Source organism: Streptomyces sp. CO7 (assembly GCF_053474865.1).
This window is the reverse complement of record NZ_JBRIOU010000001.1, coordinates 229,860-230,110: the sequence shown is the minus strand read 5'-3', so window position 1 is coordinate 230,110 and position 251 is coordinate 229,860. Positions and strand designations below refer to the sequence as shown.

1 protein-coding gene is annotated in these 251 nt (G+C 52.6%); it reads right to left on the bottom strand.

Features of this window, described 5'->3' with window-relative positions:
- Positions 1–193 (bottom strand): hypothetical protein (locus tag ACOV8S_RS01055; protein WP_448315393.1); only part of this gene is annotated, 193 nt, incomplete at its 3' end.
- Positions 194–251: the final 58 nt, after the last annotated feature.

The following is a 251-nucleotide window of genomic DNA, read 5'->3' as shown; positions in this document are numbered from 1 at the left end:
CTGCTTGAAAAAAAAAAATCGCTGCATTAAGACAGAATAAAAGCATGCCGCCGTGATAGAGAAAGCCGTCAAATACGTCCACACGCGTAAGATCGTCGGCAGCGTCAGATGTGTATAAGAGACAGAGGATCTCCTTCGTGGCGTTGTCGGCCTCGACGGTGACGTGCAGGTCTCGGATTTCAAGCGTTGCCATGGTGGCCTCAGGACTCCTGGGTGAGGGAGACGAGCACGTCGTCCCCTTCGATCTTTAC